Source organism: Camelimonas abortus, from assembly GCF_042432745.1.
GTDB lineage: Bacteria > Pseudomonadota > Alphaproteobacteria > Rhizobiales > Beijerinckiaceae > Camelimonas > Camelimonas abortus.
On sequence record NZ_JBHLWR010000006.1, the window covers coordinates 57,984 to 80,246 of the forward strand.

The following is a 22,263-nucleotide window of genomic DNA, read 5'->3' on the forward strand; positions in this document are numbered from 1 at the left end:
TCACACCGCCAGCATGCGCTCGACAGGAACGCGCGCCCGCTCCAGCACGTCCGCCGGCACGGTCACCTCATGCTCGCCCAGCTCCAGGCAGCGGCGGATGTTGGCGAGGGTGATGCGCTTCATGTGCGGGCACAGGTTGCACGGGCGCACGAACTCCACTTCCGGGTGATTCACCGCCACATTGTCGCTCATGGAGCATTCGGTGAGCAGCACCACGCGCTGCGGCCGCTGCGCGCCGACGAACTCTGACATGCGCGCCGTGGAGCCGGAGAAATCCGCCGCCGCCACCACTTCCGGCGGGCACTCGGGATGGGCCAGCACCACCACGCCCGGCCAGGCGCGGCGCATTTCGGCGATGTCGTCCGGGGTGAAGCGCTCGTGCACCTCGCAGTGACCCTTCCAGGCGATGATCTTCACGCTGGTTTCGGCGGCGACGTTGCGGGCGAGATATTCGTCCGGGACCATCACCACCTCCGGCAGGCCGAAGGACTCCACGATTTTCTTCGCGTTGCCGGAGGTGCAGCAGATGTCGGACTCCGCCTTCACCGCCGCCGAGGTGTTCACGTAGGTGATGACCGGCAGGCCCGGATGGCGCTCGCGGACCAGCCGCACGTCCGCGGGCGTGATGCTCTCGGCCAGCGAGCAGCCGGCGGCGGGGTCGGGGATGAGCACGGTCTTGTCCGGGTTCAGGATCTTGGCCGTCTCGGCCATGAAGTGCACGCCGGCCAGCACGATGACGTCAGCGTCCACCCGCGTCGCCTCCCGCGCCAGCGCCAGCGAATCACCGACAATGTCGGCCACGCCGTGGAAGATCTCCGGCGTCTGGTAATTGTGGGCGAGGATCACCGCGTTTTTCTGGCGTTTCAGCTCGTGGATCGCCGCCACGTCGTCGGCGAAGCTGGCCCATTCCATGGGCGGAATCACGCGGCGCACGCGCTCGTAGATCGCGGCCGGATCGGGGCGCGCGGCGGCCGCGGCGGGGGCGGACACGGGCATGGCATATGCTCCAAATGAGTATAATTTGGACATATGCTTAAACTGAGTATAAGGTTTGTCAACCCGCCGGCTTGGTGCCGGCCACGGCGCGCTCCCACAGCACCTCCTCGCGGAAGCGGAACAGCCGGGCGGGGCGTCCGGGCCGGGTGGTGGACATTTCGCTTGTTTCCTCAACCAGTTGCTGCTGCTCCACCAGGCGGCGGAAATTCTGCTTGTGGGCGGTGCGGCCGGCGAGAGCCTCCACCGCCTTCTGCAGGTCGAGCAGGGTGAAGGTCTCGGGCATCAGCTCGAACACCACCGGCCGGTAGCGGATCTTGCCGCGCAGGCGGGCGACGCCGGTGGCGAGAATGCGCCTGTGGTCGCCGGCCATCGGCCGGCCGGGAACCACCGGGCGCGCGTCCCGGACCTCCGCCGGCAGGCTGCGGCGGGATTCGGGGGTGAGCTGCGCCTCGTGCAGCAGCTCGTAGCGCTGCAGCACCATGTCGTCGTGCCAGGGCGCGCCGTCGAGGCCAAAGGTGACGGCCGCGCGGCGCAGGCGCTGCTCGCGCGCGGCGGCGCCGGGGGCGGCGGCGGCCCATTCGCGCAGCGCCGGCTCGATGAAATCGCGCAGCACCGCCGGCTGGCCGCCGCGCCAGTCCTCCCAGGGGAAGCATTCGTACCAGCTGAGCCACACGCCCATCGCCGGCGGCTCGTCGGTGAGCCGGCGGGTGAGCGCCAGATAGCTGATCGACATCACCCGCTGGCCGTCGGCCCCCTGGCGGTCGCGGTCGGCGAAGGTGTAAAGCTGCTCGATGTAGCCGAGCGGGTGGCGGGTCTGTTTCTCCACCCATTCGCGCAGGCCCGCCTGCAGCGAGCGCGCCCCGCCGCCGAACGGGCCGGCCGGCAGCCGCGCGCCGCCGTCGACGGTGAGCGCCTGCGGCTCGTCGCGGTTCACCGCCACGATAACCGCCACCAGGTCCACCAGCACGTTGGCGCCGGCGGCGTGCGTCGCCGCGTCCGCCATGTCGCCCGTGCCGTCGTTCCGACCCGCCATGCGCCGGCCTCCCGATGATGACGCGCCCGCCGGCGCCGCCGCTCCAGCTCCAGTCGCATGGGGCAGAAGGTCGCGCCAGTCAACCGCGTCGCCGCGCCGCCGGGGGGCGTCAGCGTTTCTCCGCCGCCACGTGCGGGGCCGGCGCCGGGCCGGTTTTCATCCGCCCGGCGAGGGAAAGCTGGAGCGACACCGTCGCCGCCACGATCGCCATCAGTCCGGCCGCGAGCATGGCTTCGCGCAGGCGCATGCCGGTCATGGTCATTCTCCTCAGAATATTCGGGAGATTCTTGTAACGCACCGGAGCCTAACCAAAGGTGAACCTGCGCGGATCCATGCAGATCTGCCGGACTTCCTCGAAACATGTCGCCATACTTTCGTCGAACCCGCAGCGCAGACGCAAACAGGCTCCCGCATGGGGAGCCTGCCGCAGGGCGCGGGGCGGCCGCGCCGGACCGGGACGCGCCGCCTCAGAACGCGTCGATGTAGGGCCGCTTGCCGCCGGCCGGAACCTTGCGCGGCGGAACCGAGGCGAGGCCGCGCAGGATCCATTTGCGCGTCTCGGCCGGATCGATGACGTTGTCGATCTCCAGCACCGAGGCGATGCGGGTGGCTTTGCCCTCCTCGTATTTCTGGGCGACCATCCGCCGGTAGGTCTCCTCACGCTCGGCAGGGTCGGCGATGGCCTCCAGCTCCTTGCGGTAGCCGAGGCGCACGTAGCCCTCGAGACCCATGCCGCCGAACTCGCCCGTGGGCCAGGAAATGGTGAAGAACGGGGCCTGGAAGCCGCCGGCCGCCATGCCCTGGGCGCCGAGGCCATAGCCCTTGCGCAGCACCACGGTGAACACCGGCACGGTGGCGTTGGCGCCGGCCAGGAACATGCGCGACACGTGCCGCACGACGCCGGTTTTCTCCGCCTCCGGACCGACCATGAAGCCGGGCGTGTCGCACAGCGAGATGATCGGCAGGTCGAAGGCGTCGCACAGCTGGATGAAGCGCGCCGCCTTGTCGCCGGCCGGGGCGTCGATGGCGCCGCCCAGATGGCGCGGGTTGTTGGCCATCAGGCCGAAGGGCCTGCCCTCGATGCGCACCAGCGCCGTGATGATGCCGACGCCGAACTCCGGCCGCAGCTCCAGCACCGAGCCCCTGTCGGCGAGCAGGCGGATGACCTCGCGCACGTCATAGGCGCGCAGGCGGTTCTCCGGGATCACACGGCGCAGCAGGCGCTGGTCCTCCGCCTCCCACTCGCTGATCTCGCCCTGGAAATAGGAGAGATATTTCTTCGCCACCTCGGTGGCCTCGATCTCGTCCTCCACCAGCACGTCGATGACGCCGTTGGGAACCTGCACCGAAACCGGGCCGACCTCCGAGGGGTGGTACACGCCGAGGCCGCCGCCCTCGATCATCGCCGGGCCGCCCATGCCGATGGAGGCGTTTTTCGTGGCGATGATCACGTCGCAGCAGCCGAGCAGGGCGGCGTTGCCGGCGAAGCAGTAGCCGGAGACTACGCCCACCACCGGCGCCTTGCCCGACAGCCGCGCGAACTCCACGAAGCTGGTGGTGTCGAGGCCGGTGAGGCCGCCGCTGTCGGTGTCGCCCGGGCGGCCGCCGCCGCCTTCGGCGTAAAGCACCAGCGGCAGCCGCCACTGCTGCGCCAGATGCAGGGCGCGGTCGAGCTTCTTGTGGTTGCGCTTGCCCTGGGTGCCGGCCAGCACGGTGTAGTCATAGGCCACCACCATGGCGCGGGCGGCGTCCTGGCCGAAATATTTTCCGTTGATGGTGGCGGTGCCGACGATGAGGCCGTCCGCGGGGGTGTTGCGGATCAGGTCGTCGAGGCTGCGCCGGCGCGACTGGGCGGCGATGGCGAGGCCGCCGTACTCCATGAACGTGCCTTCGTCCACCAGCTGGGCGATGTTCTCGCGGGCGGTGCGCTGGTTGGTCTTGCGCCGGCGCGCCACCGCTTCCGGACGGTTCTCGTCCAGCAGCATGGCCTGGCGCTCCAGCACATGGGCGAGGTCCGGCCGGATGTAGTCGAGGTCGATCTCCTCCTCGCCGCCGTCCTCGGCGGCGCCCACGTCCCGGGGCTCGATGAACAGCACCGGCTCGCCCGCCAGCAGCGTCTGGCCGGCTTCTGCGACGATGGCGCGCACCACGCCGCCGGTGGCGGCGCTGATCAGGTGCTCCATCTTCATCGCCTCCAGCACCGCCACCTGCTGGCCGGCGCGCACCACGTCGCCCACAGCAACGTCGATGCTGACGATGGTGCCCTGCATCGGGGCCGGGGTCGGCTCGGCGCCCTCCGGGGCCTTCGCCGCCTCCTTCTCCGCGCCGGCGGCGGCGCCTTCCGCGGCGGCGGAGAAGAACAGGTCGCGGTGGCGCTCCGCCGCGGCTCCGGCCGCCAGCTCGGCCACGTGCTCCTCCAGGAAGCGGGTGGTGACGTCATTGGCCCGCACCCGCGGGTGCTGCAGCAGCGCCTTCAGGAACGGCAGGTTGGTGCCCACGCCCTCGATGCGGAACTCGCAGGCGGCGCGGTAGGCCTTGGCGACGGCGGCGGCGTAGTCCGGCGCGGCGCTGTGCACGATGAGCTTGGCCAGCAGCGAGTCATAGGCCGGGCTGGTGCGGTAGCCGGCGTAGCCGAAGGTGTCGACGCGCACGCCGGGGCCCGAAGGCGGCTCGAACACGCTGATGACGCCGCCCTGGGGCCTGACGTTCCCCTTCGCGTCAATGGTCTCCATGTTGACGCGCAGCTGGATGGCGTGGCCGCGCGGCGCCGGAACCTGTCCCTGCAGCAGGCCGATGTCGGCCAGGGTTTCGCCGCCGGCCACGCGCAGCTGCGCCTGCACCAGGTCGACGCCCAGAACCTCCTCGGTGACCGTGTGCTCCACCTGCAGGCGCGGATTGGCCTCGATGAAGGCGAAGAACGGCTCGCCCGCGCCAGGCGTCGCGTCCACCAGGAACTCGAAGGTGCCGAGGCTGTCGTATTTCGCCGCCATGGCCAGCTCGCGGGCGGCGAGGGTGATGCGTTCGCGCAGCGCCGGCGTCAGCGCCGGGCTCGGCGCGATCTCGATGACCTTCTGGTTGCGGCGCTGGATGGTGCACTCGCGCTCATAAAGATGCGAGATGTTGCCGGCGCGGTCGCCGATGACCTGCACCTCGATGTGACGGGCGTTGCGCATCAGCCGCTCGACATAGACGGCGCCGTCGCCGAAGGCCGCCTTCGCCTCGGACTGGCAGCGGGCGTACGCCTCCGCCAGCTCCGCGCGTGCGGTCACCGGGCGCATGCCGCGGCCGCCGCCGCCGGCCACCGCCTTGAGCATCACCGCCGCGCCTTCGCCCAGCGAGTCGAAGAAGGCGAACGCCTCCTCCAGGGTGGTCGGCCCGGTGGTGCCCGGGATCACCGGCACGCCCACCTTCTGCGCCAGTTCGCGCGCCGCGGTCTTGTCGCCGAACAGGCCCAGCGCCTCCGGCGAAGGGCCGACGAAGACGATGCCGTTCTCCGCGCAGGCGCGGGCGAGGCCGACGTTCTCCGAGAGAAAGCCGTAGCCGGGGTGCAGCGCGTCGCAACCGGCGGCCTTCGCCGCGGCGATCACCGCGTCGATGTCGAGATAGGCGCGGGCGCCGCGGCCGGGCAGCGGCGCGGCCTCGTCGGCCTTGCGCACGTGCAGGGCGCTGGCCTCGTCTTCGGCGTAGACGGCGACGCTGTGCAGGCCGAGTTCGCTGGCGGCGCGGGCGATGCGGATGGCGATTTCGCCCCGGTTGGCGATGAGCAGGCGGGATATCATGTCGGTTCCGTCAAGAAGCGGCGGGCGCGGCGACGCTCCGTCCCCCGGCCCGGCGCAGGGCGGGCGGCGGGGCGGGCGGCGCGGAAAGGCGCGTCCGGCGGGCTGTGGCGGGGAGCGGGATCAGAGGCGGCGCGCGGACGCGACGGCGGCGCCGCGCGCCGGCCGTTCCGGCCCTGGCTGTCTGCTGCGAGATGACAGGCGGCTCCCCGGGCGGGGACCGTTCAGGACCCTCTCTTGCATCACGGTCGTCTGCTCCCTGATCCGGCCGTCCGTTCCGTCGTGGCGACGCGCGGCGCTGGTTTTGCGGCGCCTGCAGGCGGCAGGCGCGGCTGTCGCGCTATCATGCCAGTGACGCAGGGCCCATCAAGAGCAAAACGCACCGTCCGCCCCTGCGGTATGGCGTCGTGACGTTACGTAGCCATGCGTATGGCGCATGGCTAATGCAGGCGCCGGACCGGCGGCCCGGCGCTGGCGCGGCGGGCGGCGGCGGTCGCGCCGCGCCCGCCGGAAATCACGGCCGGCCAGTCACTTGTGGTCGTGGCTGTGGCCATGTCCGTGGTGGTCGCAGCCGCAACCGCAGCCGTGATCATGGCCGTGACGCGCCGCGTGGGCGTCGTCATGGCCATGCCCGTGCGCATGCGCGTGGCTGTGGTCATGGCCGCCGTGATCATGATCGTGACGCCCGTGCTCATGTCCATGGCCATGATGATGGTGGTCGCACCCGCAGCCATGCCCGTGATCATGTCCGTGGCCGGGGTGATGATGGCCGTGATCATGATGGTGATGATGGTGGCCGCAGCAGTCGTGCACGGCCAGCCGCTCCGGGCTGAACGGCCGCTCCACCGGCGTGACGGCGCAGCCGAGGCCGCGGATGGCTTCGGCCAGGGCGTCGTCAGCCTGCAGGTAGAGGGCGTCGGCGGCGGCCTCGGCCCCGGCGTGGGCGCCGCCGGCCAGCAGCGCGGCGCGCAGCAGCCGCGCCGGATTTTCGGCGCGCACCTCCAGCACGCGCTCGGGGGCGGCGCGCACCAGCACGAGGCCGCCGTCCTCCAGTTTCAGGGCGTCGCCGTCGCCGGCGACGACCGGCGCCGGCAGGGCGATCTCCACCTCAAGGCCGTTGTCGGCGGTGAGACGCGCCGCGGCGCCGCCCAGGGCGCGGGCGCGATGGTCGAGGGTGACGGTGGCGACGACGCGCTCCGCCTTCACGGCGGGGCGGCGGGTCAGGGCGATGGCGCGTGACATTCCGGATCCTGAACGCTGGGACGTGCGCGGCGGCGTCGGCGAATGCGCTCCCCGCCGGGCGCCGCGCAGGGCGGGGGCGCTGTCGGGCGCCACCATAGCACGTCCGCCGCCGCGCCGGAAAACCGGCCGGAGCCCTCCGCGGCGAAAGCCGCAGGAAAAACCGCCGGCCGCTTGATTTCGCCGCTGGCCTCTGCTCCCCTTGCTGCAGAAAAATAACAGATAACAGAATCTGTTTCAGGCGGTTCGCGTGACAGGGAGGTCGGCGTGTTCCGGAATCTGGCCGAGATCGAAGAACTGGAGCGGACGCCGCTGTCAGTTCACGTGCCCGAGAAAAGCGTGTTCGAGCGGTTGCAGAACGCCTGCCGGCGCAATGCGGACCGGCTCGCCTTCCGCCTGCTGCGCGAGGGGCGGCCGGATGAGGAGACGCGGGACGTCACCTACGCCGAGTTCGGCCGCCAGCTCATCCAGGCGGCCAACATGTTCCGCGCCCTCGGCGTCGGCCCCGGCGACGCGGTGTCGCTGCTGATGCCGGTGTGGCCCGAGACGTTCGTCGCCATGTTCGGGGCCCAGGCGGCGGGCGTCGCCAACCCCGTCAACTTCCTGCTGGAGAAGGAGCATCTGGTGTCGCTGCTGCGCAGCGCCCGCTGCCGTGTGCTCATCGGACCCGATCCGGAGGTGACGCCGGGGGTGTGGGAACGCGTCGAGCAGGTGCGGCATGAGATTGGCTGGCCGGTGACGGTGATGCGCGTGGGCGGCCCGCCGGCGCGGCCGGGAACCGACGCGCTGCACTTCGAGACCGAACTCGCCCGCCATGACGGCAGGCGGCTGGCGTTCGCGCACGATCCCGCTCCGGACGACGTGGCCTCGCTGTTCCACACCGGCGGCACCACCAGCGCGCCCAGGCTGGCGCGCCACACCCAGCGCGGGCTGCTGACCCAGAGCTGGACCAACGCCGTCGCCGTGATGCCGGGGGAGGGGCCCGGCCAGGTGCTGCTCAACGGCCTGCCGCCCTTCCACGTGGGCGGCGCCACCTGCGCCGGCCTGATGCCCCTGACCCGGGGCGCGACCATCGTCATCATGACCGCCGCCGGCTACCGCAATCCGCTGGTGGTGCAGAACATCTGGGCGCATGTGGCGCGATTCCGCGCCACCGGCCTCGGCATGGTGCCCACCAGCTGGGGCGCGGCGCTCAACGTGCCGCTGGACGGGCATGACGTCAGCTCGCTGCGTCTCATCCAGAGCGGCGGCTCCGGCATCGCCCCGGAGGTGGCGCGCGCCGCCAGCCGGCTGCTCGGCGTGCCCATGGTGGAGGGCTGGGGCATGACCGAGACCCACGGCTTCGCCACCATGAACCCCGGCGCCGGCGAATGCCGCTACGGCTCCATCGGCGTGCGCCTTCCGTTCAACGAGGTGATCGTGGCCGAGATCGCCGACGGGCGGGTGAAGCGCGTCTGCGAGCCGGACGAGATCGGGGTGGTGCTGGTGCGCGGCCCGCAGGTGTTCGGCGGCTATGTCGATCCCGACCAGGACGCCAGGGCCTGGGTGGAGCCCATGGAGAACGAGACGCGGCCGCACTGGAGCGCCGGCGGCCGCTGGCTCGACACCGGCGACCTCGGCCGCATGGACGCGGACGGCTACATCTGGCTCACCGGCCGCGCCAAGGACATCATCATCCGCTCCGGGCACAACATCGATCCGGTGGTGATCGAGGAGGCGCTGCACGCCCATCCGGCGGTTGAGGCGGCGGCGGCCGTGGGCCGTCCGGACGTCTACGCCGGCGAAATGCCGGTGGGCTTCGTGCAGCTGAAACAGGGGGCGGACGCCGACCCGGAGGAGATCCGCGAATTCGTGCGCGGCCTGATTCCGGAGCGGGCGGCGGTTCCGGCGGAGATCTACGTCCTGCCGCAGATGCCGCTCACCGCCGTGGGCAAGATCTTCAAGCCGCAGCTGCGCCAGATCGCGGCGGAAGCCACTCTCGGCCGCATGGCCAGGGCGGCGCTGGGCGCGGGCGTCCCGGTGGAGGTGGAGGTGACGCCGCATCCAAGGCACGGCGTGCTGGCGACGTTGCGCGTCTCCGGCGCCGATCCGGCGCGGCTGGGGGAGCTGGTGCAGCAGCTGGACAGGCTGCAGCTGCGTCACGAGATCGTGGAGACCGTGACGTCCTGAACCATGGGCGGCCGGGCGCCCGGCGCCCCGGGGTCAGGCGCCGCGGGCCCGGCGCGCCCGGCGGGGTTTCGGCGCCTGCTGCTCCGGGGCGTCGGCGCCGTCCGGTCCGGCCGCAGGCGGGGCGGAGAGCAGGGCGTCGGCCAGGTCGACGATCTCGCGGCGCAGGCTGGCGAGCTCCGCCGTGTCGGCGGCGTCCGGCTCCAGCAGCCGCTGCGCCAGGGCGTCGATGCGCCGGGACGGGTCGTCGCCCGTCTTGCGGCGGGCGCGGGCGGCGCCGGATCTGGCGCGCTCCGCTCTGGCGCGCTGGGGCTGCGGCTCCGCGCCGGCGGCCTCCGCCGGCTGCGCCGCCTGCAGCGCCGCCAGCCGCAGCCGCAGCTGGCCGTTCTCCTCCTGGACGCGGCCGAGGCGTTCGCGCGCCGCGCGCAGCTCCGCGGCCAGCCGGTCCGCTTCGCGGCGGGTCTCCAGCAGCTGCTCGTTGCGCTTCTCCAGCGCGGCGATGCGGTCGCTCATGCGCGTGGCGTTGGCGCGGTGCTCGGCCACGGCGGCCTCCAGGGTGCGCGCCGCGGCGCGCTCCGCCTCCAGCCGGGCGACGAGGGCGTCATTGCGGGCGGCGGCCTCGGCTTTCGCCTGCTCCATGGCGGCGAGGCGCTCCTCCAGTTCGACGATCGCCAGCCGCTGTTCGTCCATGCGGCCGCGGGCCAGAGCCAGCGCCTGCTCGGCCGCGGCGCGGCGGCCATCCTGTTTCTTCAGCTCCTCCATGGTGCGGTCGCGGTCGGCGGTCATGGCCGCCAGCGCGGACTGCGTCGTCTCCAGCGTCGTCTGCAGGTCGGCGTGTTCGGCCTGCAGCCGCTGGAGCTTTTCCCGCGTCTCCTCAAGCTGGCGCTTCAGGGCGTTGACGAAGGAGAGCTGCTTGCCAGCCTCGCTGAGGGCGGCGGCCTTTTCCTCCAGCAGCTGCTGCTGGCGCCGCTCCATGTTGCGGGCGCTCACCGCGAACTCGGCGCGCAGATGGTCGCGCTCCGCCGCCACCTCCTCCAGCGACACCGGGAACAGCGCCCGCATGCGCCGCTCGGCCAGCCGTTCGGCGCGCTGGTTCAGCGCCGGCGCGAGCAGGATGGCGATGAAGCCCGCGGTCAGAAACCCCAGGGCGAAGAACATTGCCTGTTCGACCACCGGCACCCTCCTGCGGCCGGGGGAACCGGCCTGTCGCCATGTCTCTCGTCGCCATGTCTCTCGTCGCCAGGTTCCGCCAGCAGGCGTCGCCAGGTTCCGGCGCCGTGTCCTGTCGCGTCATGTCGCAGTCCGGGGCGCGCCGTCCGGCGCGGCCGGCATGCGGAGGGAGGCGGCGCGCTGCGGCTGCGGGCGGCTTCCGGAAGGCGCGGCGGCGGCCGGCCCGCGTCCTGCGTAAAGCCGCCGCCCTGCGGAAGGTTGGCCTGGCGTTCCCTGCGCGATGGCCCGGCGCGGCCCGGCCGGCCGGGGTCGCGTTCATGTATAGGTCATGTCGCGGCGGGCGCGCCACAACATTCGCGGCGCGCGTTTGCGGTAAAATTGCCGGCGTGGCCTGACGTCATCACCTCTCGCAAGGTAATGCGCGCCGGCGCGTCAGGGTGTTCGCGCGCCGGGACGGCGGCTGCGGCCGCAGCCGTCAGAACGGGTTCCAGGTCGGATTGGGCGTGAACTTCAGGTAGCCGATGTTGACGCCAAGGCGCGCGCCCACGCCGGCGCGGATCGGCACCACCACCATGTTGTCCGCCACCGCCGCCGAGACGCCGAAGCCGCCGATGAAATAGGCCGAGCCGTTCAGCCCGAGGAAGCGGGTGAAAATGCTCTGCACCGTCGGCATGTTGTACACCAGCATCATGGTGCGGGCGCCGTCGCCGCCCCAGTCGAACCCCACCGACGGGCCCTGCCAGAACACCTTCATCTGGCCGGCGTTGCGCGTGTACAGCACGCCCTCGCCGTAGCGCAGGCCGCCGATGAAGGCGCCCGAGCCCTCCTGGCCGAGGATGTAGCCGTTCGGCGCGCCCCAGCGGCGGAACGCCTCCTGCACCGCCAGCGCGAGCCCCTTGGAGAGCTCGCCGAAGAAACCGTGACCGGCGGCGATGATTTCTTCGGCGCGGAAGGTTTCATGCTGCCGGATCGGCCGGTTCTGCGCCGCGGCCGGGTCCGCCGTGACCATGGGGATGGTCAGGAGCGCCGCGGCGACGAGCAGCAGGGCTTTCAGGATCGTTTTCATGAAATCAGCCTCCGGTTCGGCAGGGCGCGCTCCGCGCGGGCGCGCCGGCCGCCGCGCGGCGGGGCGCTTCCGCAGGGGTGACGCGCATGACCCCGGAACGGCGGCGCGCCGCCGGTCCGCAGCCGGAACATCTCCGTTCTGGCCAGTGTGCGGCGCCAATTACGTAAAAATCGTTGCCGCCGCGCCAGTCGCGGATGCGGACGCCCCGGCGGCTGTCCCCGGAGAAAACGCCGGCTCAGACGGCGCCGGCGGCGCGCGGATCGCCCCAGGCGATGAACGGCCCGTTGCTGAAGTCGCCGCGGCTGTTGTCATAGCGCAGCGGCGCGCCCCCGGGCGTCAGCACCACGCCGCCGGCCGCCTGCAGGATGGCGTGGCCGGCCGCCGTGTCCCACGCCATGGTGCGGCCGAAGCGCGGGTAAACGTCCGCCGCTCCCTCGGCGATGAGGCAGAATTTCAGCGACGACGAGGCGTTGACGCGCCGGCTGACGTTGCGCCGCGCCAGCCACGCCTCGGTGTCCGGGTCGCCGTGGCGGGAGCTGGCCAGGGCGGTGAGGCCGCCGGCGGGCGCGGCGCGCGTGCGGACAGGCCGCCAGGCCAGCGCCTGCGGCGCCTTGCCGAACACGTCCTCCGCCGTGGCCGCGCCCCCGGCGCTCCCCAGCCACGCCCGGTTGCGGGCCGGGGCGACGATGGCTCCCGCCACCGGAACGCCATGGGCGACCAGGGCGACGTTCACCGTATAGCCGTCGCCGCCGTCGACGAATTCGCCAGTGCCGTCAATGGGATCGACGAGAAAGAACCGCTCCGGCGGCGGACCGGCGAAGCCGGGGGCGGTCTCCTCGCCGATGCGCGGAATGTCGGGGAACGCTTCGGCGAGACGGGAGAAGATCAGCCGTTCGGCGGCGACGTCGGCGTCGGTGCAGGCGCTGCCGTCGGCCTTGCGGCTGGCGACGACGCCGCGGGCGGTCATCTCGCGCACGAGGCGCCCGGCGGCGAGGGCGATGTCCGCGAGGCGGCGGGCCAGCGCGTCATCTGGCGTCGGCGCGCCGGCGCCATCACGCGGGCCTGTTGACGTCATAGCTGTTCCTCCCCGCCGGATTGCCACTGTCGCCGCGCCATGTAACACATTCGGCGCCGCCTGGGAGCCGGGCGCCGCGCCGTCCTGCGCCGTCATGTCCGGCCTCGCGCAGGACGGCGTCCGGACGCATGTCCGGGCGCGCGGGCGTCGCGCCGGCTGGTGATGATGCATGCGCAAGGGCAGGCCGCGTCCCTGCGCCGGGAGAACGACATGACCGCTGTGAGCCTTGATGCGCTTGACCTCGCCGCCCTTCTGTGCAGCCGCGTCTGTCACGACGTCATCAGCCCCGTGGGCGCCATCGTCAACGGCCTCGAGGTGCTGGAGGACGAAAAGGACCCGGCCATGCGCGAGTTCGCGCAGCAGCTGATCGCCAGGAGCGCCCGCCAGGCGTCGGCGCGGCTGCAGTACTGCCGCATCGCCTTCGGCGCCGCCGGCTCGGCCGGGGCGGAGATCGACACCGGCGACGCCGAACAGGTGGCGCGCAGCTTCTTCTCCGACGACCGCACCCGCCTCGCCTGGAGCGGCCCGCGCCTGCTGCTGCCCAAGAACCGGGTCAAGCTGCTGCTCAACCTGCTGCTCATCGCCGCCACGGCGATTCCGCGCGGCGGCGACGTCGCCGTCGCCATCAGCGACGACGGCGCCGCCTTCACCGTGCGGGCCACGGGCCGCAACGCCCGCATTCCGGCGAAGGTCGAGGCGCTCATCGCCGGCGAGGCGCCGGACGGCGTCATCGACGCCCACGCCATCCAGCCCTATTACGCCGGCCTCGTGGCCCGCGCCGCCGGCATGGCCGTGCGCTTCAGCCAGGACGGCGAGACGGTGACGCTCGCCGCGGCCCCCGCGTAAACCGCGCCTGGGCCGCTTCCGCGCCGCCTCGCGCACGGCGCCGGCCCGTCGCCTGTTCCGGAACAGAAAAAACGCGGGAGGCCGGCGGCCTCCCGCGTTTTTGCATGCGCCGCGCGCCGCTGGCGGCGCGCGTCAGGCGGAGATCCGCTCGTCGCCCTGCGGCTCGCGCAGCACGTAGCCGCGCCCCCACACCGTCTCGATATAGTTCTTGCCGTAGGAGGCGTTGGCCAGCTTCTTGCGCAGCTTGCAGATGAACACGTCGATGATCTTGAGCTCCGGCTCGTCCATGCCGCCGTAGAGATGGTTGAGGAACATCTCCTTGGTGAGCGTGGTGCCCTTGCGCAGGCTCAGCAGCTCCAGCATCTGGTACTCCTTGCCGGTCAGATGCACGCGCTGGCCGTTCACCTCCACGGTCTTGGTGTCCAGGTTCACCACCAGGTCGCCGGTGGTGATCACGGACTGGGCGTGGCCCTTGGAGCGGCGGACGATGGCGTGGATGCGGGCGATGAGCTCGTCCTTGTGGAAGGGCTTGGTCAGATAGTCATCGGCGCCGAAGCCGAGGCCGCGCACCTTGTCCTCGGTGCCGGCGAGGCCCGACAGGATGAGGATGGGGGTTTTCACCTTGGCGACGCGCAGCGCGCGCAGCACCTCGTAGCCCGACATGTCCGGCAGGTTGAGATCCAGCAGGATGATGTCGTAGTCGTACAGCTTGCCGAGGTCGACGCCTTCTTCACCGAGATCGGTGACATAGACATTGAAGCTCTCGGACTTGAGCATCAGCTCAATGCTCTGCGCAGTCGCGCTGTCGTCTTCAATGAGCAGAACGCGCATCTCGGCTCCCCAACGTCGTCTCGAGTTCAGGCATGACCGCCCGCTGACCGCTCCCGCCTGTGGCGTGGGCCGTCCTGATCATCCGATTCGAAACGCTAGCTGTTAACGGTTAACAAAATCTGATTCTGCCTGGCAAGGCGCGCGCCCGGGCGATCCGCGATTATGCCCATGGGTTTGGAACACAAACACAATTCAACCTGTGACACTGTTACCGGCAGCGGCGGAGAAATGCCCGTCGTCGCCGGTCCGGGGGTCAGATTTCCTTACGGAAATTCGCCGCCGGGCGCCGGTAACCTCGCCCCATGCCGGTAAACGAATGGTTGCCGGCCGGCGGCGGACGTGGGGCGCCATGTGGACAGCCGCCGGCCGGACGGTAAGGAAGGTTCAACCTTCACGGCGCAATGTGGCCGCAGACATGACGCCGGCGGCGCGATGTGCAGCCGCTGGCCCGGGACCGGTCCGCCGCGGGCGCGCCCGGCCCGGGCCGCGGGCCCGCCGGCCTTCGACGGGAGCCACGAACGCTCATGAAATCGCGGGATACCCTGCTGCGGCTGAAGCGCTTCCAGGCCGACGGCAAGCGCCGTCGCGTCCAGCAGATCGAGATGATGACGGCGGAGTTCGAGCGCATGGCCGCCGAGCTCGAGCGGGAAATCGCGCTGGAGGAGGCGCGGACCGGCATCGCCGACCCGGCCCATTTCGCCTATTCCACCTACGCCGCCGCCGCCCGCACGCGGCGCGACAACCTGCTGCGCTCCGCCGCCGGCCTCAGGGACCAGCTCGACGTGGCGCGCGCCGAGCTGGAGGCGGCGCTCGAGGAGCTGAAAGCCGTGGAGTCGCTGGGCGACCGTGAGCGCGTCGCCGAGGAGTGGCGCCCGCCCGCCCGCGCCTCGCGCGCCGGCGCCTGAGCCGCCGCCTGTCCTGAACCCCGGCGCCGTCGCCATGCGCGGCGTCGCGTCCGGGCCAGCCGCGCGCAGGAGGGGGGCTGGCCCCGGGGCGGGGCCCGCGCCGGCGCCCCGCCGGCGCTCCCGGATTGCGCCGCCCTGTTTGCGCCATCTCGCCGTGGTCATGTGCCCCCGGGCTGCAGGGGCCTCCGCACGTGTCGAAAATCCGGCTTGCGACGGCTGCGCAGACAGGGCAAACCTGCGGCGCGCTCCGCCTGAAACCTGCGCATGGGCCGGATGATCATGAAAAAATATACCGATTACATCTGGCCGGTCATCGGCCTTTGCGCGGTCATCTTTTCCGCCTGGCTGCTGTATCGCGAGCTGTCGGGCCTCTCGCTTCAGGAGGTTTCGGCGGCGCTCGGCGCCATTCCGGCGAAAAACTGGGCCGGCGCCATCGCCGCCACCGTCGTCGCCTACGGCGCGCTCGCCTGGTACGACCGCATCGCCCTGTTGCATCTGGGCAGGCATCTGCCGTGGCCGGTGATTTCGCTGGTCTCCTTCACCACTTACGCGCTGTCGCACAACATCGGCGCCTCGGTGTTCTCCGGGGCCATGGTGCGGTTGCGGGCATATGGCGCCATGGGGCTCAGCCTCGCCGAGGTGGGCGTGCTGGTGGCGCTGTGCTCTTTCACCTTCGGCTTCGGCGCGGTGCTGCTGGGCGGCCTGGTGCTGGTGGGCGAGCCGGAGATCGTGCAGCGCCTGTTCGACGTGCCGCGCTCCTGGGCCTTCGGCGCCGGCGTCGGCCTGCTGCTGCTGGTCGCGCTCTATGTCTACGGCTCGTGGAAGGAGTTCCGGCCGCTGCGCATCGGCTCCTTCTCGCTGGTCTATCCGCGGATGCCCATCGTCATCCGCCAGCTGTTCGCCGCGCCGCTGGAGCTGGTCGGCGCGGCCGGCATCATCTATTTCGTCCTGCCGGACGCCCATAATCCCGGCTTCTTCATCGTGCTGGGGGTGTTCCTGGCGTCGTTCTGCGCGGCGCTGGTCTCCAACGCCCCGGGCGGCATCGGCGTGCTGGAGGCGGTGTTCCTGATGGCCACCCCCGGCGTGCCCAAGGCCGACGTGGTGGCGGCGCTGCTGGTGTTCCGCCTGCTCTACCTGCTGATCCCCTTCGCCTTCTCCATCATCGTCGTGGCGCTGTTCGAGCGCTCGCGCCTGTCGAAGGCGCTGCACGGACGGCTGGCGGAGGCGGGCCGGGAGGATGCGGCGCGGGACGGAGGGACGCATGAGTCCCGGTGAGGCGGGCGACGGCGCGCCCTGGCCGGGCTTCGATCCGGAACGCGGCGCGCGCGAGAGCCGGCGCATCATCGCGCGCTGGAAACGCCAGGTCGCGGCGCAGCTGCTGGCCCCGCTCGGGCCGCAGGCGGACCAGCGCCTGCGGCGCCTGCGCCTTGGCCTGAAGGCGCTGGCCGGTCGCGACGGCGGCGGCTGGTTCATTCCCTACCGTCATGCCCGGCCGGGACGGCGCCCGGCCTATCCCGCCCTGGAGCCGGTGTTCGGGGAGGCGCGGCCGCGCATGCAGGCGCTGCTGCAGGAGATCACGCGCCTGCGCGGCGCGCTGCGCGCCATTCCGCCCTCCGGACCGGACCTGCGCTGGGGCCAGGAGTGGTTCCCGCGGCTCGACGCCGCCGCCGCCTACGCCATGATCCGCCGCCTGCAGCCGGCGCGGATCATCGAATGCGGCTCCGGCCACTCCACCCGCTTCATGGCCCGTGCGCTGGCCGACATGGGCGCCGATCCCGCCCGCATCCTCGCCATCGACCCGGCCCCGCGCGCCGGCCTCGGCCGGACCGGGGCGCGTCATCTCGCCGCCCTGGCGGAGGACGTGGACCGCGCCCTGTTCGCGCAGCTGGAGCCCGGCGACGTGCTGTTCATCGACTCCAGCCACATCGCCATGCCGGGCAGCGACGTGGACGCGCTGTTTCTCGACGTGCTGCCGCGGCTGCAGCCGGGCGTGTACGTGCACGTCCACGACGTTTTCCTGCCGGAACCCTATCCGGAAAGCTGGAGCTGGCGCGGCTATAACGAGCAGCTGCTGGTGGGGGCGCTGCTGCAGGGCGGCGGCTATGAGCTGGCGTTCGCCAGCCGCTGGGCGACGCGCCATATGGCGGCGGAGGTGCAGGCGGCGGTGGGCGCCTTTCCGCTGCCGGAGGGCGCGCCGGAAACCAGCCTCTGGCTGCGCAAGCTCCGCTGAACGCGCCCTGCGCAAGGCATAAAAGAGGCCGCCCGGGAGGGGGCGGCCGCATGGTCGCGGCGGCGTCCGGCGCCGGAGCGCCCGAGCGGCCGCGGCGCGCTGTCCCCGCAAGACCCTGGGGTCTCACGGGGACGGCGCCTCACTGCCTGTAGAGCTGGAGACGCGTGGTGCGCAGTCCCGGAAGGCCATGCTGGTCGATGGACATCTGCCAGCTGAGAAACTCTTCCACGGTCAGCGTGTAACGGCTGCAGGCTTCTTCCAGGCTGAGGAGACCGCCGCGCACGGCGGCCACCACTTCCGCCTTGCGGCGAATGACCCAGCGTCTGGTGTCCGGAGGCGGCAGGTCCGCGATGGTGAGCGGACTGCCGTCTGGCCCGATCACATATTTGACCCTCGGGCGGTGGGTTTCGTTCATGGTACGCTCATACACTCATGATCCATGCCGACAAGCGTATCCTTGCATCGTCCCATTTAAGAATTAGCTAAAGGAAAACAGAGGTTTTCCGGCCTTCCGCTGATGGTGAACGGCAGGTTTACGCCGGGCGTCGCGCGCAGCGTTCTGCGTCCGCCAGGGCCCGGCGCCTGTTCCCTTGCGGGACGGCGGCGCCTCCCGGGCGCGCGGGCGTCAACCTGACGGTCATTCCCGGGCCCGCGGCGCGCCTGACCCACGTCAATGACGCGCGCGGCCGCGACGACGTATAGGGGCGCGCGCGCAGGTGGCTTTTCGCGCCGCCTGGGGGTATCTGTTGCGCCGGAACGGTCCGCCGGGCGCACGCCGCCCGCCAGGGGGCGCGGGTCTCCGGGCATGGGCCGCGGGCATGGGCCGCTGGGCGCTCCGGCTCATGGCGTCGCGATGACCAGGGCAGGAAGAAAACATGTCTGCTACGCCGCTGAACAGTCTGGACCTGCCGTTGCCGCCCTCCGGCACGCGCGTGGTCGTCGCCATGTCCGGCGGCGTGGATTCGTCCGTGGTCGCGGCCATGCTCAAGGAGCAGGGCTACGACGTCACCGGCATCACCCTGCAGCTCTATGACCACGGCGCCGCGGTGCGCCGCCGCGGCGCCTGCTGCGCCGGCCAGGACATCCATGACGCGCGCCGCGTCGCCGACCGCCTCGGCATTCCCCATTACGTGCTGGACTATGAAGACCGCTTCCGCGAGGCGGTCATCGACCGCTTCGCCGACAGCTATCTGGCCGGCGAGACGCCGATCCCCTGCGTGGACTGCAACCGCACGGTGAAGTTCGCCGACCTGATGCGCACCGCCCGCGACATCGGCGCCCATGTGCTGGCCACCGGCCATTACGTCTCCAGCCGCCTGCTGCCGGACGGGCGCCGCGGCATGTTCCGCGCCGCCGATCCGGACAAGGACCAGACCTATTTCCTCTACGCCACCACCCAGGAGCAGCTCGACATGCTGCGCTTTCCCCTGGGCGGCCTGCGCAAGAGCGAGACCCGCGAGCTGGCCCGCCGTTACGGCCTCGCCGTGGCCGACAAGAGCGACAGCCAGGACATCTGCTTCGTGCCCGAAGGCGGCTACGCCGACCTGATCCGCCGCCTGCGGCCGGAGGCCTCCACCCCCGGCGACATCGTTCACATCGACGGCCGGGTGCTGGGGCGGCACGACGGCATCATCCGCTTCACCGTCGGCCAGCGGCGCGGGCTTGGCCTTTCCGGCGGCGAGCCGCTTTACGTGGTGGCGCTGGACGCGGCGCGGGCGCGGGTCATCGTCGGCCCGCGCGAGGCGCTGCTCACCCGGCGCATCCGTCTGCGCGACATTTCCTGGATCGGCGACGGCGCTTTCGCCGACCTGCCGCCGGACGGGCTGGAGGTGGCGGTGCGGGTGCGCTCCACCCGTCCGCCGGCGCCGGCGGTGCTGTACAACGTCGGCGGCGTGGCCGAGGTGGAGCTGGCCGAGGCCGAGCAGGGGGTGGCGCCGGGCCAGGCCTGCGTCATCTATGACGGCCCCGGCGCCGGCGCCCGGGTTCTGGGCGGCGGCGTCATCAGCCGCGCGCCGCGGCTGGCGCCGGAGATCGCCTCCGCAGCCGGATGAGGGAGCGGGCGCGGGCCGGCTCTTGTTTTCCCGGCGGACGCAGGCAAACTTCCCGGCCGGCGCCGCGCGCCGCCGGGTTCTTTCATGTCAGCAGCGGGGACACGGATGGGTCTGACCTCAGGCAGGAATGACGACGCGCCGCGGCACGGCTTCAGCCAGCCCGACCCGTCGGTGATGAAAAAGGCCTACGCGCGCTGGGCGCCGGTGTATGACCTGACCTATCGCCGGCTAACCGGGCCGGGCCGCAAGGCCGCCGTGGCGGCGGGCGTGGCCTGCGGCCGCGACATACTGGAGGTGGGCGCCGGCACCGGCATGGCGCTGCAGGAATATCCGCCGCACTGCCGGGTGATCGCCACCGACCTTTCCGAACACATGCTGCGCCAGGCGCGCCGCAAGGTGCTGGCCGGCCCGCTGCGGCATGTGACCGGCGTGCTGGTGATGGACGGCTGCCGGCTCGGTTTTCGCGACGAAAGCTTCGACGCCGTCAGCGCGCAGATGATGATCACGCTGGTGCCGGATCCGGAGGGGGCGCTGGACGAGTTCGCCCGGGTGCTGCGTCCGGGCGGCGAGATCATCCTCGTCAATCATTTCGGCGCCGACAGCGGCCCGCGCGCCCGCCTTGAGGAGGCGGTCGCGCCGCTGGTGAGCCGTATCGGCTGGAGCTCGGCCTTCCGCGTGTCGCGTCTCGCCGCCTGGGCGAAACGCCGCGGCGACTTCACCATCGCCGAGGTGCGGCCGCTGAAGCCGTTCGGCTTCTTCACCCTGGTGCGTCTGCGCAAGGCGGGCGCCGACCGCAACTGAGCCGCCGCGCCGCGGCGGCGCGCCGGGAACGGGCGGCGGGGGCTGCCGGCCAGCCTCCGGCCAGCCCGTCGCGACGGCTGTCCACATGGCGCGGGGCGGTCCCGGCGCGGGCGTGAGGATAACTCGCGCGGCGTTCTTGACAGCTCCGGCGCCGGCCTCCTATATCCGCCGCAGTCTACGGACGGCGGCGGGCCGCGGCGGCCCGGTGCGGCGGGGTAGCTCAGTTGGTTAGAGCAGCGGAATCATAATCCGCGTGTCGGGGGTTCGAGTCCCTCCCTCGCTACCATCCTTTCTTTTCCTTCTCTTTCTTTCCCTCTGTTCCGTTTCCCGTTTCTCCGGTCGGGTCCCGGCCGGCCAGGGGCCTGCGCGCGCCTGTCTGCCCGCGGCCGCCGGCGCGGCGCGCGGACGCCGCGCTGCGGAGGAGGGGCCGCGCGCCCGCTGCGCGGCCGCCGCTCCGGGCGGTCCGGGCGACGCCTTTCGGTCTGTCAGCTCCCTGCCACGGCGCCGCCCCGCCGCAGGGTCCGTCCGGCCTGTCTTTCCCGGCGCGGGCCCGGACATCCGGCTGACGCGCCGGTCCCTTCGCTCCCTCCGGCGTTCCGGTGACCGCAGCGGGCGGCTGGCTCCGCCGTTCCTCCGGGCAGCCGGACGCAGGCGCATGGGGCGGCGGCGCGTGGCGCAGGGCTGGGGCGGCGCGGGCCGTCGTATGGTGCGCGGCGTTCACGGAAACAGACGTCGCCGCCATGGCGGCGCGCTGGCGCCGGCGCGCGCATTCGCCCACATTGCGCGGGCATGCCGGTCCGCGCCGCAGGCGCGCGGCGTCGCCACAACATCAACGCTCACGTCACACGGGAGGACAGCGCATGTCAGACGCTCCCGCGGCCGCCGCCGCGCGCACGCAGCACAGCAGAAGCTTCACCGACGCGGTCGCCATGCCGCGCGGGCCGGCCATGAACAACCGCTTCATGCTCGCCCCGCTCACCAACATGCAGAGCAATCCGGACGGCTCGCTGGGCGAGGACGAATACAACTGGCTGACCATGCGCGCCCGCGGCGGCTACGGCCTCGTCATGACCTGCGCCGCTTACGTCACCGCCTGCGGCAAGGGCGCCCCCGGCCAGCTCGGCGTTCACTGCGACGGGATGATTCCCGGCCTCGCCCGGCTTGCGGAAGGCATCCGCAGGGAAGGCTGCCTGTCGTCGCTGCAGATCGGCCATTCCGGCCACCGGTCCGTGCCGAAGCTGGGCGGCGAACCCGTCGGCCCGGTGGCCGTGCCGGAAAGCGGGGCCCGCGCCCTCACCACCGGCGAGATCCGCCGCCTGCGCGACGCCTTCGTCGCCGCCGCCGTCCGGGCGGAGAAGGCCGGCTTCCATGGCGTGGAGCTGCATTCGGCCCACGGCTACCTGCTGTGCCAGTTCCTCGATTCCGCCAACAACCGCGACGACGGCTACGGCGGCGCGCTGGAAGACCGCATGCGCTTCCTCAACGACATCATCGACGGCATTCGCGCCTCCACCCGCAGCGATTTCCAGCTGGGCGTGCGCCTGTCGCCGGAGCGCTACGGCATCACCATCGAGGACGCCCGCGCCGCCGCCAGCGCGCTGATGACCTCCGGCCGGATCGACTATCTCGACATGTCGCTGTGGAGCGTCTTCAAGGAGCCGGAGGACAGGGCCTGGGCCGGCTGGCGCCTCATCGACCTGTTCACCGGGCTGCCGCGCGGAAACACGCCGCTGGGCGTGGCCGGCAAGATCATGGACGCAGCCACCGCCCAGGCCTGCATCGACGCCGGCGCCGACTTCGTGCTGGTCGGCCGCGGGGCCATCATCCATCACGACTTCCCGCGGCGGGCCATCGCCGATCCCGCCTTCGCCTCCCTGCCTCGGCCGGTGCCGCGCGCCCATCTGGAGGCCGGCGCGGTCGGGCCGCGTTTCATGAACTATCTCGAAAAGGGCTGGCCGGGCTTCGTCGAGGCCGCCTGAGCGCCGCGGCGCCGTCGTCGCGGCGGATGCGCCGCATTTGCCAGCGCCCGGCGACGGCGCCAGATTTTTTCCGTCAGCCGATCACGACGCTGACTGAGC

Annotated in this window: 18 protein-coding genes and 1 tRNA gene; 9 read left to right on the forward strand and 10 right to left on the reverse strand. The window is 71.9% G+C overall.

The features are described from left to right. The 5 genes from nadA to ACFFJB_RS02600 all read right to left on the reverse strand — a co-directional run bounded on the left by nadA (position 1) and on the right by ACFFJB_RS02600 (position 7,047). Complete coding sequence (nadA, locus tag ACFFJB_RS02580) at positions 1-996, reverse strand: quinolinate synthase NadA (protein WP_376829251.1); 996 nt, start codon at positions 994-996, stop codon at positions 1-3. A 58-nt stretch (positions 997-1,054) separates the two neighbouring features. Next, entirely contained in the window at positions 1,055-1,999 is a 945-nt protein-coding gene (locus tag ACFFJB_RS02585; RefSeq protein WP_376832487.1) for an NUDIX hydrolase, read from the reverse strand. Between the two features lie 139 nt (positions 2,000-2,138). After that, positions 2,139-2,285 (reverse strand): hypothetical protein, encoded by a 147-nt coding sequence (locus ACFFJB_RS02590; protein ID WP_376829253.1) that lies wholly within the window; start codon positions 2,283-2,285, stop codon positions 2,139-2,141. Positions 2,286-2,496: 211 nt separating this feature from the next. Continuing rightward, on the reverse strand, positions 2,497-5,808 hold the full coding sequence (locus ACFFJB_RS02595) for a carboxyl transferase domain-containing protein (protein WP_376829255.1): 3,312 nt from the start codon (positions 5,806-5,808) through the stop codon (positions 2,497-2,499). 525 nt (positions 5,809-6,333) lie between these two features. Beyond that, positions 6,334-7,047 (reverse strand): urease accessory protein UreE, encoded by a 714-nt coding sequence (locus ACFFJB_RS02600; protein WP_376829257.1) that lies wholly within the window; start codon positions 7,045-7,047, stop codon positions 6,334-6,336. A gap of 264 nt (positions 7,048-7,311) precedes the next feature. Here ACFFJB_RS02600 and ACFFJB_RS02605 point away from each other — a divergent pair, with 264 nt between their 5' ends. Beyond that, a complete protein-coding gene (locus tag ACFFJB_RS02605) occupies positions 7,312-9,213 on the forward strand; it encodes an acyl-CoA synthetase (protein ID WP_376829258.1) in 1,902 nt (633 codons plus the stop codon). A 33-nt stretch (positions 9,214-9,246) separates the two neighbouring features. On the opposite strand, the gene ACFFJB_RS02610 is transcribed toward ACFFJB_RS02605, so the two are convergent. The 3 genes from ACFFJB_RS02610 to cysQ all read right to left on the reverse strand — a co-directional run bounded on the left by ACFFJB_RS02610 (position 9,247) and on the right by cysQ (position 12,521). Then, positions 9,247-10,383 (reverse strand): coiled-coil domain-containing protein, encoded by a 1,137-nt coding sequence (locus ACFFJB_RS02610; protein ID WP_376829260.1) that lies wholly within the window; start codon positions 10,381-10,383, stop codon positions 9,247-9,249. Between the two features lie 472 nt (positions 10,384-10,855). Then, positions 10,856-11,446: a DUF1134 domain-containing protein gene (locus ACFFJB_RS02615; protein ID WP_376829262.1), complete on the reverse strand. Its 591-nt coding sequence runs from the start codon at positions 11,444-11,446 to the stop codon at positions 10,856-10,858. Positions 11,447-11,681: 235 nt separating this feature from the next. Continuing rightward, positions 11,682-12,521 (reverse strand): 3'(2'),5'-bisphosphate nucleotidase CysQ, encoded by an 840-nt coding sequence (gene cysQ / locus ACFFJB_RS02620; protein WP_376829264.1) that lies wholly within the window; start codon positions 12,519-12,521, stop codon positions 11,682-11,684. Between the two features lie 210 nt (positions 12,522-12,731). Between cysQ and chpT the strand changes: the two genes are divergently transcribed. Next, the gene (chpT, locus tag ACFFJB_RS02625; RefSeq protein ID WP_376829266.1) at positions 12,732-13,367 is read left to right on the forward strand and encodes a histidine phosphotransferase ChpT; all 636 of its coding nucleotides are present in this window, start codon (positions 12,732-12,734) and stop codon (positions 13,365-13,367) included. Between the two features lie 132 nt (positions 13,368-13,499). On the opposite strand, the gene ctrA is transcribed toward chpT, so the two are convergent. Further along, complete coding sequence (ctrA, locus tag ACFFJB_RS02630) at positions 13,500-14,198, reverse strand: response regulator transcription factor CtrA (RefSeq protein WP_376829268.1); 699 nt, start codon at positions 14,196-14,198, stop codon at positions 13,500-13,502. 524 nt (positions 14,199-14,722) lie between these two features. Here ctrA and ACFFJB_RS02635 point away from each other — a divergent pair. The 3 genes from ACFFJB_RS02635 (at position 14,723) to ACFFJB_RS02645 (ending at position 17,333) form a co-directional block, all read left to right on the forward strand. Continuing rightward, positions 14,723-15,103: a flagellar export protein FliJ gene (locus tag ACFFJB_RS02635; RefSeq protein WP_376829270.1), complete on the forward strand. Its 381-nt coding sequence runs from the start codon at positions 14,723-14,725 to the stop codon at positions 15,101-15,103. Positions 15,104-15,382: 279 nt separating this feature from the next. After that, positions 15,383-16,378, forward strand: a complete 996-nt coding sequence (locus tag ACFFJB_RS02640; protein WP_376829271.1) for a lysylphosphatidylglycerol synthase transmembrane domain-containing protein — start codon at positions 15,383-15,385, stop codon at positions 16,376-16,378. Then, complete coding sequence (locus ACFFJB_RS02645) at positions 16,365-17,333, forward strand: class I SAM-dependent methyltransferase (RefSeq protein ID WP_376829272.1); 969 nt, start codon at positions 16,365-16,367, stop codon at positions 17,331-17,333. Before ACFFJB_RS02640 ends, ACFFJB_RS02645 begins: the two co-directional genes overlap by 14 nt. Positions 17,334-17,472: 139 nt before the next feature. On the opposite strand, the gene sciP is transcribed toward ACFFJB_RS02645, so the two are convergent. Next, positions 17,473-17,748 carry a CtrA inhibitor SciP gene (gene sciP, locus ACFFJB_RS02650; protein ID WP_376829274.1) on the reverse strand — a complete coding sequence of 92 codons (276 nt, stop codon included), beginning with the start codon at positions 17,746-17,748 and terminating at the stop codon, positions 17,473-17,475. 475 nt (positions 17,749-18,223) lie between these two features. On the opposite strand from sciP, the gene mnmA reads away from it, so the two are divergent. The 4 genes from mnmA to ACFFJB_RS02670 all read left to right on the forward strand — a co-directional run bounded on the left by mnmA (position 18,224) and on the right by ACFFJB_RS02670 (position 22,164). Next, on the forward strand, positions 18,224-19,384 hold the full coding sequence (mnmA, locus tag ACFFJB_RS02655) for a tRNA 2-thiouridine(34) synthase MnmA (RefSeq protein WP_376832489.1): 1,161 nt from the start codon (positions 18,224-18,226) through the stop codon (positions 19,382-19,384). Between the two features lie 105 nt (positions 19,385-19,489). Further along, complete coding sequence (locus ACFFJB_RS02660; RefSeq protein ID WP_376829276.1) at positions 19,490-20,185, forward strand: class I SAM-dependent methyltransferase; 696 nt, start codon at positions 19,490-19,492, stop codon at positions 20,183-20,185. Positions 20,186-20,394: 209 nt separating this feature from the next. Next, positions 20,395-20,471: transfer RNA gene (locus ACFFJB_RS02665), tRNA-Met, on the forward strand. A gap of 574 nt (positions 20,472-21,045) precedes the next feature. Next, positions 21,046-22,164: an NADH:flavin oxidoreductase gene (locus tag ACFFJB_RS02670; RefSeq protein ID WP_376829278.1), complete on the forward strand. Its 1,119-nt coding sequence runs from the start codon at positions 21,046-21,048 to the stop codon at positions 22,162-22,164. The last annotated feature ends 99 nt before the right edge of the window (positions 22,165-22,263 follow it).